The 13,693-nt window shown below is 40.0% G+C and carries 10 protein-coding genes; 3 read left to right on the forward strand and 7 right to left on the reverse strand.

Features of this window, described 5'->3' with window-relative positions:
* Nucleotides 1-223: 223 nt before the first annotated feature.
* Complete coding sequence (locus CWC04_RS08600) at nucleotides 224-3,526, reverse strand: Ig-like domain-containing protein (RefSeq protein ID WP_138685153.1); 3,303 nt, start codon at nucleotides 3,524-3,526, stop codon at nucleotides 224-226.
* A 188-nt stretch (nucleotides 3,527-3,714) separates the two neighbouring features.
* Between CWC04_RS08600 and CWC04_RS08605 the strand changes: the two genes are divergently transcribed.
* Entirely contained in the window at nucleotides 3,715-5,046 is a 1,332-nt protein-coding gene (locus CWC04_RS08605) for a dicarboxylate/amino acid:cation symporter (protein WP_004587790.1), read from the forward strand.
* A gap of 62 nt (nucleotides 5,047-5,108) precedes the next feature.
* Here CWC04_RS08605 and sohB read toward each other — a convergent pair whose 3' ends face one another.
* Nucleotides 5,109-6,125, reverse strand: coding sequence for a protease SohB (gene sohB / locus CWC04_RS08610; protein WP_138685154.1), 1,017 nt, complete (start codon nucleotides 6,123-6,125; stop codon nucleotides 5,109-5,111).
* A gap of 100 nt (nucleotides 6,126-6,225) precedes the next feature.
* Nucleotides 6,226-8,655, reverse strand: coding sequence for a VolA/Pla-1 family phospholipase (locus CWC04_RS08615; RefSeq protein WP_024034033.1), 2,430 nt, complete (start codon nucleotides 8,653-8,655; stop codon nucleotides 6,226-6,228).
* A gap of 227 nt (nucleotides 8,656-8,882) precedes the next feature.
* Between CWC04_RS08615 and CWC04_RS08620 the strand changes: the two genes are divergently transcribed.
* A complete protein-coding gene (locus CWC04_RS08620) occupies nucleotides 8,883-9,629 on the forward strand; it encodes a YciK family oxidoreductase (protein ID WP_004587787.1) in 747 nt (248 codons plus the stop codon).
* A gap of 228 nt (nucleotides 9,630-9,857) precedes the next feature.
* On the opposite strand, the gene rluB is transcribed toward CWC04_RS08620, so the two are convergent.
* The 4 genes from rluB to CWC04_RS08640 form a co-directional block, all read right to left on the reverse strand.
* Nucleotides 9,858-10,727, reverse strand: a complete 870-nt coding sequence (gene rluB / locus CWC04_RS08625) for a 23S rRNA pseudouridine(2605) synthase RluB (protein WP_004587786.1) — start codon at nucleotides 10,725-10,727, stop codon at nucleotides 9,858-9,860.
* Entirely contained in the window at nucleotides 10,724-11,314 is a 591-nt protein-coding gene (gene scpB / locus CWC04_RS08630) for an SMC-Scp complex subunit ScpB (RefSeq protein WP_138685155.1), read from the reverse strand. Before scpB ends, rluB begins: the two co-directional genes overlap by 4 nt.
* Before the next feature lie 151 nt (nucleotides 11,315-11,465).
* Complete coding sequence (locus CWC04_RS08635; protein ID WP_004587784.1) at nucleotides 11,466-11,987, reverse strand: EF-hand domain-containing protein; 522 nt, start codon at nucleotides 11,985-11,987, stop codon at nucleotides 11,466-11,468.
* Nucleotides 11,988-12,208: 221 nt separating this feature from the next.
* The gene (locus CWC04_RS08640; protein ID WP_004587783.1) at nucleotides 12,209-12,640 is read right to left on the reverse strand and encodes a hypothetical protein; all 432 of its coding nucleotides are present in this window, start codon (nucleotides 12,638-12,640) and stop codon (nucleotides 12,209-12,211) included.
* Nucleotides 12,641-12,881: 241 nt separating this feature from the next.
* Between CWC04_RS08640 and xthA the strand changes: the two genes are divergently transcribed.
* Nucleotides 12,882-13,688: an exodeoxyribonuclease III gene (gene xthA / locus CWC04_RS08645; RefSeq protein WP_004587782.1), complete on the forward strand. Its 807-nt coding sequence runs from the start codon at nucleotides 12,882-12,884 to the stop codon at nucleotides 13,686-13,688.
* Nucleotides 13,689-13,693: the final 5 nt, after the last annotated feature.

Genomic DNA, 13,693 nt, shown 5'->3' on the forward strand with positions numbered 1-13,693 from the left:
AATGTGTTTTGCCGACATAAACGGCGCGAATATTTATAGGTATATCTACAAACACCTATTGTTACAAGCTTTTAATACAAACTTTTCAGTATTTACTGAATAAACAAACAATTTTTGTTGTTAAATTATACAAACCGGTGTTTTTAAAAATAATTGCTGTGGAATATATAGAACACAAATAAAAAAGCCAACCTTAAGGTTGGCATTTTTTACATTCTACCGATTATAAATCGTCGGTTACGCTAACAGAAAGCGTACTTTCTAACCCTGAAGGCGCTTCGGCAGTAACGGTTAAAATACCACTAAACTGCTCATTTCCTCCATCTAAGTCTTCACGCGTAATACCAAACGATAAACCAACAGGCACAATACTTGTTGTATTAGGGTAAGTGTAATTATCACTACCTGTTAAAATACCGTTGTCTGTGTCAATAGAAATGGTTGTTTCAGCAGGCATTGGGTTGTTATATATATCTGCTATAAATACCGTAAGGTTTAAACTTGATGCACCAGTAGTTTGTGTTAAGTCAATCGAGTCAACCTGACACATTATTGCGCTAGTGGGGTCGTTTTGCACACGGCGAACAAGTGGACTTGCAGGGTCGCTGTTTACACGTACCTCTGAAGCGGTTGCACCCGCGATAGCAGAACAATCATCTGCGTATGTAACTAGCCTAAAGTATGCAGTATCACCCGACATAACGATTTCTTGGTTTTGAAATACATTAACCATTTGACGACTACAAACACCTGCGGCTTCGTCTTCTTCACGACACAATAAACCATTGTAGAGGCCGTTTTCTGTGGTCCATGTACCATTGCCATCAAAATCGACAAATTCTTCAAACTCATCACCGGTTGAGTTATCGCGTGAACAGGGGTCGGTACCATCATTACAGTCTTTACCGCCATAGGTGCCATCTTCATTGTTATCGATAAAGGCTTCTGGGATATCAAATAAATCATCAAAAAAGTCTTCACTGTCAAAGTAGCCGTTGCCATTTAAATCAGAGAACGTTTCTTCACCAATTGCATAGGCATGTACAGTGGCGCGACCACCTAGCGGTAAATCTACCGTTAAGTCATTATTTAAAATTCCTAATGGGCATGGTAAGCCACCATCACACTTTTGCGTAATGGTATTTTCATACATAGAGTCAGTAAACGGGCGAGGGTTACTGCTGGTCCACGTTACGCTACACGTACCATTGGCTGTTGTACAACTTGGCTCTATTACGCCCCCTTCTGTTATAAAGCTAACAGCTGTTCCATCTGGCACAGGGTTGTTGAAGTGATCAGCTAGGCGAGCATTAACCGATACCGTATTACCATCAATATTTAACGCATGAGGGTTAAATATTGAACGCGATAGCGAAAAGCTATTTTGATCAGCAATGCCTGTACTAATTACAAGAATATCTGAAGGGGCGGTTACAATAACCGTGTCGCCATCTACGTTTTCTTCGCTAGATGCGATAACACGCACAGGCGTAGCAATTGAGCCTGATTGAACTGAAGTAGTCACTTCACCGCTGGCATTAGTAATTGCACTGGCTGTGCCTAACGTTATACCACCGACTGCCGTTGACAGCTCAAAGTTAACCGTTCTTGAAGCTAAATCATTGCCATTTGAATCCACAAGTTTAAATGTTACTTCAGAGATTTCAGTTCTGTCAGCACCACCCGTACCTTTTAATGCAATTACTGGTTCAGTCACTTCTACAAATTGTAAAAAGCCAATATTGGCAGGTGATACATTTATAGTGGTACTAGCAGAAACCGTATCGCCACCGGTGATCACGGTAGCCGTAATTATATCCCCACCCACACAAGTAAGCGGACGGTATGTAGAGCGTGCAAAGCCGCCAATGCTGGTTACTGTTTCGTCTATAAGTGCTTGGCCAGAGCCAACACAACCAGATGAAAATTCAACTGTAAGTGGTGTGGTATATAGCTCACCATCTTTTGAGATTTCAATTGAGATAAGTGCTGTTGCACCTGCAGCTAATAGTTCATCGTCTGCAACCGAGCTGCTAATAGCAATTTCAACATCTACAGCAGCAATTTGAAATGCCTTAGTTAAATCGCTATCGAGCACTGACACAGTAATTTCACCGGCGCCTACATCTTGACCAGGAACTATATCTAAAAGTGCGATACCATTTGCATCGGTAATAGCCGTGCCAGTTGAAGGTGTAATTGAGCCAATTGTTGTACTCGCTGTTACTAGGGTCTGCGTAAGAGGAGTTGTCGAATTCTCGTTAGTCACTTCGATATAAAGAATCGCCGTTGAATCACCTGAGATACTAGTTACAAGATCACACTGGCTTGCATCTCTTTGAGATTTAAAGTCTGCTGGACAATTTTCTAGGATTGAAAAACTAATATCTGCAGTACTTTGGTCTGGATTTACAGCATCACCTTTTGTATAAAAACCCAGCGTTTGCTCAACACCTTCGTACTGGGCTGTTATAACGCCTGCACCTTCTACAGTACCCGAAGTTAAGTTAATTGAAGCAACTCCACTCTCATTCGTTAGTGCAGTACCAATACTTGGGATTAAGTTACCTAAAGTTGATGAGAAGTTTACAACTGCCCCTTCAACTTCAACGCCATCTCCGTCAAGAATAGTTGCTTTAACAACTGCGCTATCTGCAGCGCTGATTGTGCTAATTTCTGATAACGTCGTTGAAGAGGTAAGGCTTAAACCAATAGAAAAGTCTAATGATTCACCTTGAATGGGCGCATCCCCTTCAGTTGTAAATGTATAACCTTCAGAGCTATAAACAGTATTTTCATTATCGGTGTAGGTGGCCACAATAGAGCCAGCCCCAGCTTCAGTCCCTGCAAGCAAGCTAATTGTTGCAATGCCTTGTTCGTTTGTTAAAGCTGTACCATTTGTAGGATTTATACTCCCTAAACCAGTAAGTACAAACTCAATTAATTGGTAAGCAGCGGGTTCATTATCAATTAATAGTTCAACCTGCGCGGTAACAGGGTTTAAATAATCAACACTTCGAGTCGTAGCCCCAGATGAATCAACAAGCGTTACACTCAATTGTGGATCTGTTGATTGTGCGCCATCCGACTCAAATGCAAACGTATCGGTGTAACTTTCGCCATCTACTGTATAGGTTGCTGTTACTTCACCAGCTCCTGCATTTTCACCCGCGGTAAGTTCCAGTATCGCTATACCATCTGATTGGGTTAACGCTGTACCTGCTGTAGGGTTTAGTTCACCGATTGAGTCAGCAAGGGTAAAAGTAATACGCTCACCTGATACTGCATCGCCATCTTCATCTTCTAAAGTAGCTCTAAGCTCTAAAGGAGCAGCCGCTGTGACAGTGTTTGACTCAGTGTCACTAGATTGTAAGTAACCTTTTAAAGTTACCGTGTAAGTGGATGTTTCTGTAGTAGAATCGTCATCATCTCCGATGGTGCCGTCTTTTTCGATTGTTCCACCACCACCACAAGCGCAAAGCAAAATGCTAAATAGTGTAATGCTGAGTAGTCGCGTTAAAGGCATGGACCTCTCCCTAGCGTTGTTATTATTTACTAATAGTTGTTTACCTAATATTAACCTATAACTTAGTCTAATATCACAGTTTTTTGTCACTTTTTTATGTAAATAATTCCGCAAAGGCTATTTTTTTCTGTAGTAAATATTTCCTTGCTGGTAGTCTATGGCAAATTTGAAAAAATAGATTAGGGAATATGTCTAAAATACGTTCAATGAGTTTAACTACCCGTATCATGATTGGCATGGCACTGGGTATTGCAGTAGGCTTTTTATTTCAGGCTATATTAGCTGGTGAAGACGATTATCTAATTCCTCTTGGGTTATTCTCTTTGCCAATTAAAGCTTTTTTTGTAGATGGCCTTTTCCATGTTGGCGGACAAATTTTTATTGCCAGCTTAAAAATGTTGGTTGTGCCGCTGGTATTTGTATCGCTTGTATGTGGTACGTGTAGCTTGAGCGATCCTAAAAAATTAGGCCGTTTAGGTGGTAAATCGATTGGCTTATATTTAGTTACAACTGCCGTAGCAATTACCGTAGCTATTTCACTGGCGTTATTATTTAACCCAGGTCAAGGCATTGCACTGCCATCAGATGCAAGCTTTAATGCTAAAGAAGCCCCTACCTTAGCGCGAGTGATTATCGATATGTTCCCTACTAACCCATTCGAAGCAATGGCTAAAGGGAACATGCTGCAAGTTATTGTGTTTGCGCTTTTATTTGGTGTATCAATGGCGCTAAGTGGCAAAGCAGGTAAACGTGTAGCCGCAGTATTTGAAGATTTAAACACGGTTATTTTAAAACTAGTAACGCTACTAATGAACATTGCGCCTTACGGTGTGTTCTTTTTAATGGCTAAACTTTTCACCACTATCGAAATGGGATTAATACTCAGCCTGGCTAAGTACTTCCTTGTTGTAGTGGCGGCGTTATTAATTCACGCGTTTATTAATTACAGTATTATTTTAAAAGTATTAACAGGCCTTAACCCGCTTACCTTTTTAGCTAAAATGAAACATGCGTGTTTATTTGGTTTTAGCACTTCAAGCTCAAGCGCGACTATGCCTATTACACTTGAAACTGCGACCAAAAAACTCGGCGCTAATAACTCGGTTGCCTCTTTTACTATTCCGCTAGGCGCTACCATTAACATGGATGGCACAGCTATTATGCAAGGCGTGGCAACAGTATTTATTGCACAAGTGTTTGCTGTTGATTTAACGATTTCTGATTACTTAATGGTTATTCTAACCGCAACGCTTGCCTCGGTAGGCACCGCGGGTGTGCCTGGTGTGGGTTTAATTATGCTTGCAATGGTACTTAACCAGGTAGGTTTACCTGTAGAAGGGATTGCAATTATTATTGGTGTTGACAGATTACTCGATATGACGCGCACAGCCGTTAATATAACGGGTGACTGTATGGTAACTTGTGTGGTTGCTAAATCAGAAGGTCAATTAGATGAAACAATATTTAACGACCCGAACGCAGCTAAAGACTTAGAAGATTACCACAAATCTACTGAATAATTATTTAAGCCCATAAAAAAACCCTTGCTAAGCAAGGGTTTTTTATTACCTATAATAACGTTTTATGGGTTCATTGCTTTAAAACGCGACATTAAATTAACGCCTGCTTTATTTACAGAGCTACTAAGCCCAATTGCTAACTTATCACTTAATCCTTTCTTAATTTTGTATTTTACTTTGTATATTTGACGCTCAGCTTGTTGCTCTAATAACGCATCATCACTGGTTTTAATTACATCAACTAAGCCCTTTTCAATTGCTTGTGTTGCAAACCAGTGCTCACCCGTTGCCACATTATCAATATTAAGTGTTGGCCGTTGGCTGCTTACAAACTCTTTAAACAAACCATGTGTTTGCTCTATTTCATCACGAAATTTTTCGCGGGCTTTATCTGTATTTTCGCCGAACAAGGTTAACGTACGTTTAAATTCGCCTGCTGTAATTTGCTCAAACTCTACATCGTTTTTCTTTAAAATTTTATTAAAGTTAGGTATTTGTGCAATAACACCAATAGAGCCAACAATAGCAAAAGGAGCCGCTAATATTTCATCGGCCACACAGGCCATCATATAACCGCCACTCGCTGCTACTTTATCAATAGAAACCGAAAGCTTAATACCTGCAGTTTTAAAACGCTGTAATTGCGATGCAGCTAAGCCATAGCCATGCACCACGCCGCCCCCACTTTCTAAGCGAACTAATACTTTATCTTTCTCAGGATTAGCAATGGCAATAATTGCGGTCACTTCTTCGCGTAGGCTTTCAACTTCATGAGCGTCCATACTACCTATAAAATCAATAACATATAGGCGTGGCTTCGGCTCATCATTTGCCACTTTTTTAGACTCGACTTTTTGCGCTTTATGATGCGCCTTTAACTCTTTTTTAGTTAAAGTATTTTCTAAAAAGCTGTGTTTTAAGTCATCTAGTTGCTCAGACAAATCGTCTATTTCTATGGCTCCTTTTTTAGCTTTAGGTTTTACTGCTGAACCCACAATAAGGGTTAAAATAATTGCAATAGCAATAACAAAGGTAACCGTTTTAGCAAAAAACAAACCGTATTCGTATAAAAATTCCAACTGGTCTCTCCATTTATAAATTTAAGCTAATTTATCATGCTTTATAACAAAAAAAAGCCACTAAACAGTGGCTTTTCAAGGTTAATAAGGTTTTTGCTGATTAATCAGTCACAACCTCTGGGTTACTGACTAATAACATACGCCCGCGTGCAGCTAAATAAGTAGCGACTTGGAGCTGCATTTCAGCGTTTGCTGCTGCACTGCCCTCAACTGTTGCCGCTTGGGCATCATCTTGTGCTGGCGTTAAAATTGAGCCATGGTGCCCTTTTGTAAATTTCACCAAATAACTCGCTGGGGTTTCACTTAGTGCTTGTGAAGTGCTTACTGTTTCAAGCCCCATAAATGTTGCTAACGGAATTGTGCCCGATATAGGGTTATTTGCTGCCGCTGGCGGAATTACTTGGTCTGGTTTGTTATCTGCGCCATCGCCTACAACTACATTAGTGTATACAGGTGTACCTAATGCATTTACCGCTGCTGCGTAATTTGTTGGGTCTCCGCTATCAAGTGCTGTTTGCGCTGCAAAAGCAAACTCGGTCATTACCGCTTGGATGTTAGCAAGCTTTGTAGTTTCCCCTGCCGTAGTAAGTGAGGTTACATACGCCTGATAGCCACAAGTTAAAAACGCTTCCATATCTGGTAATAATGTACCACAGTTTGAAATAGCATCCGCTTGTAAAAACTCGTTAAACTCTTGCGACTCTGCTGTACCAGCTTGCGATAATACAGAGCCTTGAATAAATGGCCCAAACGCAGCCGATTCAAGTAAAAAGCTTGCTATACCGCCACCGCCACTGGCAAGTGCTACAGTGTTTACCTTAAATAATGGGTCAACTGTATCTGCAAGCGGAGTATTAGCCTGAGCTATAAATGCAGGTGCAACAATAGATCCTAAAGAATGCCCTACATAGGTTACATCTTGTGCGTTAATTGTCGCATCATTAATAAAGTTTAAACCTAAGCGTAAGCCTAATAAATCTGCTGATGATTGACGCAAGCTATCACGAGCCACTAACAAAGAGTTTAAATTCATGTAACTTAGTACTGAACCTGTTGTTGCATTAAAGTCATCTGTCCCATCAGCGTCAACATCTACACCACGCTCACCATGGCGAGGATGGTCAATCGCCGCTGTGGCAAAACCTTGAATTGACAGTTGTGCAGTTAATGCCAACATGCTTTCTTTGTCGGTTGTTATACCGTGTTGCATAATAACAACTGGCCAGCCAGTTTCTGGCATTTCAATTGGATCAAGACCTTGTGAATCACGAATAAAATTAATAACCGGCAAAATAGGTTTTGTTATTTGCACTGGCACATTCGCCATGCTTTGCACTTTAGGAATAGAGTTATACTTAGTTAAATGGCGCGTAGTGTCTAAACCTAAATCACGCAACTGTCCGTCACTTAACGCAGCACAAAGCCCATCATTATCGCTAATTGGCTCTGCAGGGAAAGCCTCGCCTGCTGCAGCTTTGTAACCTAAAACAGCTACCGCGTTGTCACACATACCTTGCCAATATGTATCATTTAAATCGCTTATTTCAGTGCCTGTTGGGGTGCCTAAATACATAGGTAACATAACGCTACCTTTTAAATATTGCACACCAGAAAACGCATCCGATACGCTAACACCCGCAGCTGCAAATACTTGCTGCACATTTACCATTGCTTGTTCAGGTACACTTACCATTGGTGTTGGCAAAGCATCATTTTGTAAGCTAGCTGCCAGTAAGTTTTTAATTGTGCCAAGCACAGGACCTGCTGATTGAATGGTCATAGCAGCAGAAAATATAATATCATCTTTAGTAATATCACCTGAGCTTACAACCACATTCTCATAGCTATTTACTGCCGCTTGAAGACCAAGCTGAGCATCAGTAATCAATGGCGCTTCTTCACTTACAGAAGCGTAAGTAGAAGAAGGCTGAATAGAACGCCCTTGAGAGTCTTTTAATCCAGTGGTTAATACATTTATGTATGAACTTCCTGGTGTGAAAGGTTTTAATGGGATAATAGCAACTGCATCGCCAGAGGCTTGAGAAATAAAGTCTACGCCATAGGTTAATTCGCCTACCAATTTACACGCTGAACCAGCTGTAACAACAGCACATTCGGCATCAGTTAAGCTTGCGCCCATAACCACTTCAAAAATTCTTACTGTACCAGGCGACGCTGCAGAGGTTTCATCAAGCGATACGCCTGTAGGGAAAGTTAAATCAATTTTGTAAGGCACTTGCGATGACCAGCCATCTAGCGCACCTAGCGCTAATTGCGGATCTGCATAAGCAGTGCGAGGCACAGAGACGTTATCATCGTCTAATTCACCTGGAATATTAATTGTGCCGTCTTGAGTGCCGCTCATTAATAAATCGTTAGGGACAGATAAAACCCCATTCGCAGGGTCAAAGGTCACCGTGGCATTAGGTATTATGGTTGCAGTATCGTTTTTAACATCTTCTAATGTTTCTCCGCCGCCACAACCTGCTAACGCAGCTGTAACCGAGAGTGAGAGTAGCATTTTTTTCATATTGTTGGCTCCGCACATATCTTTATTTTTATAGTGTGTTCGTTCAAAGTAAGTGTGTTTAATCAGTGTAGTAAAGTTAAAACAATGTAATCAGTTTATTAATGAGACATTAGACCAGTTAAACTTAACGTAAAGTTTATAATTCCGCCACCTAAATTTTCAATAAATTCGATTACTTGACGATTTGCTATGTTAAAATCAAAAAAATTTTATAAATTGGTATTTATATGCAAACTTATCAAGCAACTCCAAATGCACTTCAAAATAAAGTAATTTTAATTACAGGTGCCGGCGATGGTATTGGCCGCGTAGCAGCAATTACCTACGCAAAGCATGGCGCGACAGTTATTTTACTTGGTAAAACAACAAATAAGCTCGAATGCGTTTACGATGAGATTGTCAATGCTGGTTACCCTCAGCCTGCTATTGTGCCAATGGACTTAAAAGGCGCGACAAAACAAAACTACCGCGATTTAGCAGCTACAATCGAAAGTCAATTTGGCCGATTAGACGGCTTATTAAATAATGCCGGTATTTTAGGTTCGCTCGGGCCACTTGAGCACTTTTGCTCTTCTACGTTTGAAAACATCATGAAAGTGAATGTTACTGCGCAAGCAATGATCACCAAAGCGCTATTTCCTGTGCTGCGTAAATCAGAAAATGCCTCTATTGTTTTCACTTCATCAAGCGTTGGCCGTAAAGGGCGCGAATTTTGGGGGCCTTATGCAATATCTAAATTTGCAGTTGAAGGCATGATGCAAACATGGGCCTGCGAAGTAGGTAAAACCAATATCCGTGTAAATTGTATAAACCCTGGCGCAACGCGTACCTCTATGCGCGCATCAGCGTATCCAGGGGAGGATCGCGATAAGCTTGCTACCCCAGAAGATTTAATGCCAACGTATTTATATTTAATGAGTGATGACTCGAGCGATGTAAACGGTGAATCTCTCGATGCGCAACAAAAAAAGTAAACTACATTTTTAATTATAAAAAAAGCCGCATACATTGCGGCTTTTTTGTCGGTAATTTTTGGTAATTATACCAATTCGCTTAATTAAATTATCTATTTTAAGGCTAGAAAAACGTGTTGATCGCTTGGCAAAAAATTCGCTATTTAGCTGTGCTAAATGAGCATTTTTTTACCTAGGTAACGACACGTTTAACCCCGCAAAATGATTAAGTATTATTGCGGGTTAGTATTACTTACGCTTAGTTTGCTTAACACGTTGGTTATGCTTTTTAACCGCTTTACGAATTTGGTTAATTTTAGCACGCTTGTCTTTGCGTTTTTCAGGCATAACCGACAGTTTAGTTTGTGTTTCGCGACCTAATTTAACGGTTTTGCGTAAATAGTTAACGGTTTCTAAATCAAGTTCAGCCCAACCACCTTGAGGAAGGCGCTTATCTAGCTCTAATTTTCCGTAACGAATACGAATAAGGCGCGATACTTCTACATCCTGAGATTGCCATAAGCGGCGAACTTCGCGGTTACGTCCTTCGTTTAGCGTTACATTGTACCAACGGTTAATGCCTTCACCACCCAAAGATTTAACCGTTAAAAATTTAGCAGGACCATCTTCAAGCTCTACGCCACGCGTTAGGTTTTTAATGGTTTCATTGGTCACTTCACCAAATACACGGGCTGAATATTCACGCTCAACTTCATAACTTGGGTGCATTAAGCGGTTAGCTAACTCACCATCGTTGGTAAATAACATTAAACCTGCCGTGTTAATATCTAGACGACCAACAGCAATCCAACGCTCACCGTCTATGCGTGGTAAACGGTCAAAAACAGTACGACGTCCTTCTGGGTCTTTACGTGTACTTAACTCCCCTTCTGGCTTGTTGTACATAATTACACGACAAATACGGTCGGCTTTTTCTTCAATTTTTACGCTGTGGCCATCAACACGTATTAAGTCTGTTTCCTCAACACGGTCACCTAATTTAGCCACTTTACCATTAACACTAACGCGGTTTGCATCAATGTATTTTTCCATTTCACGTCGTGAGCCTACCCCTGCACGGGCTAGGACTTTTTGTAACTTTTCACCTTGAATACTCATTCGGATGGTTCTCTCACAGAAGGATCACTTAATAACTGGTTTATTTTACTTTCCTGTTGCGCTGGCAATGCAGGGAGTTCATCTAAACCGGTTAACGAAAAATAATCTAAAAATAATTTTGTTGTTGCATAAAGCGCTGGTTTACCAGGTACTTCTTTATGCCCTACTACTTTAACCCACTCTCGCTCAAGGAGGGTTTTAATAATTGCTGATCCGGTTGTTACACCTCGTACTTGCTCTATTTCACCACGCGTTATTGGTTGCCTGTAGGCAATTAACGACAATGTTTCAAGTAGTGCGCGAGAGTACTTAGGTGCCCGTTCTTGCCATAAATTACTAAGCCAAGGGCTTAAACTACTACACGCTTGAAAGCGATAGCCACTGCCTACTTCAACTAGCTTAATGCCACGTGTTTGATAGTGGGTATGTATAGCGTCTATTGCAGTGTTAATTCGTGACATAGAAATAGCTAAATCAGCCAATACAGTATCTTTTAAGTGGCGTTTGCTAACAGGTTTGTCTGCGACAAATATAGCCGCTTCAATGATCTCAATTAATTGTTCATCACTAATTCGACGACCCGTCATAATATCTTGCTTTGCCCTTTAAAATACGTAGCCATCTATTATGACAGAACATCGCAAAAGGGGGAAAACATATCTGCTTTTAAAACAAATTAAATGCACAAAAAAGCCAGCAATTAATGCTGGCTCTTATGTGTAGCGTATTTAGCTAATATTAGCTGTTTTTATAATGCTTTAGTGCATCATCTTCAGCAACGGCTTTACCGTATTTGCTAATGTAGCCTTTAAACTCACCTTTACTGATGCGTTTATCATTGTTGCCATCCATGTAACCAAAATGGTTTGAAATATCATCATCGTCAGCCTCTTCTACTGAGATGTAACCATTTTTGTCGTTATCTAAACTTCTAAAATCATTTTCGATTTTATCAAATTTAGCTATTTTAGCTTTAAATGCCGACTCACTTACTTCGCTGTCAGTCGCTACCTTACCGGTATTTAACTGCATGTAAGTGTTAAATTCTTTACGACTGATCTCGTTATCCATATTGGTATCAATATTTGAAAAGTGGCCCCAGATGCTATCGTCATCTGCTTCTACTTTTGAAATATAACCATCACTGTCGTTATCTAAACTTGCAAAATCGCTATCGATTTTTTCAAGGCCTTGGTTTGAGGCACAAGCGGCTAAACTTAACGAAGCTAAAATAGTTGTTGCGAGTGTTAACTTTTTCATAAGACGTATCCTTGTAGTTAGTAAATGTCACTTTAACTAATACAAGTCCAATGCCAAAGTGCACAAGCCGCCAACAATCAATAAGTTACGTGTATTTAGCTTATTTTATATACATTAATCAATTACTTAGCTTTGCAATGATTGCTGCATACCTTGTAATTTTTGCAAAAAAATACCCAGTACAAACTGGGCATTATTTTAATCTACATGTTACCGCGCAATTAGATTGCTGCGTTTTGGTAACGCTTTACAAATTCAGTTACGTTTTGTCCGTTACACTTTAATGAGTTTAAGTTACCAATTTTTTGGCGAACAGGCGCAAGGCCTTGCTTTAACGCTGTGATACATAACTGTGTTTCTTGGTGTGCATCTTTTGCAAACACTTCAACTTTTGATTCAGCAGCTTGGTTAGACGTTACTTTTTTAGCAATGTCGCGAATATCTTGACCATTACATAAAACACTTTTAGAAAAACGCGATAGGTATACACCGTGTTGTGCTGCTTCTTTACGCGCTGCGCTAAAGCCTTCATTTGCACTTAATACACATAATTTAGATTCAAGTTTATTATCTTGGCTAAAGTAAGTGTTGCTTTTTGCTGATACAGACGCAGAGGCTAATAAAGCAGTAGCTAAAAGTAATTGTGTTTTCATGAGAGAGATCCTATTTGAACGACTAAACAAGTAATTTTTGCGCATTATATATTCAATAATTACGAGATCAATTGAATTTTTTATTTATTTAAATAATTAATAAAGCATTTACAATGTTTAAACTTTACGCACCAATTGATCAACATTTGCGCAGCTATTTTCTCATTTCGATCATGTTATGTAGGCTTATTTACTGATACAATTTAGTTATAAAAACAGAGTCTAATTAAAGGTAAATTTTATGAAGGTTATTTCTTTCAATATCAATGGTCTGCGAGCTCGCTTACACCAGTTACAAGCAATTATAGATAAACACCAGCCAGACATTATTGGTTTGCAAGAAATTAAAGTTCATGATGAGGCGTTCCCTCTCGAGGACGTACAAAAAATGGGTTACCACGTTTATTTTCATGGTCAAAAAGCGCACTACGGTGTGGCAATGTTATGCAAAAATGAGCCTAAATCGGTCTTAAAAGGTTTTGCCAGCGACACTGAAGAAGCACAAAAACGCATGATAAGTGTGACAGTTGAGCAAGAAAATGGCCGCGACCTAACAGTAATGAATGGTTATTTCCCACAAGGCGATAATATAAATCACGAAATAAAATTCCCTTATAAGCGCCAGTTTTACAAAGATTTAATGACCCATTTAGAAACAAACCACACGCCCGATGAAGATGTTATAGTTATGGGCGATATCAATATTTCGCCCACCGACTTAGATATTGGTATTGGTGAAGTAAACGCTAAACGCTGGCTTAAAACAGGTAAGTGCTCGTTTCAACCAGAGGAGCGCGAATGGCTTGCTAAATTATTAAATTGGGGCTTTAAAGATACCTTCAGAGAGCAAAACCCTGAAACAAGCGACAAATACTCGTGGTTTGATTATCGCTCTAAAGGGTTTGTAGATAATCGTGGCCTACGCATTGATGTTGTACTTGCTACCCATGCCCTTGCCGAGCGATGTATTGATACCGGCATAGATTACGAATTACGCGGCATAGAAAAGCCCTCTGACCATGCGCCAATTTGGTCAACCTTTAAATAATTGCT

The organism is Pseudoalteromonas sp. S2893, assembly GCF_005887105.1.
In the GTDB taxonomy this organism is placed as follows: Bacteria; Pseudomonadota; Gammaproteobacteria; order Enterobacterales; family Alteromonadaceae; genus Pseudoalteromonas; species Pseudoalteromonas atlantica.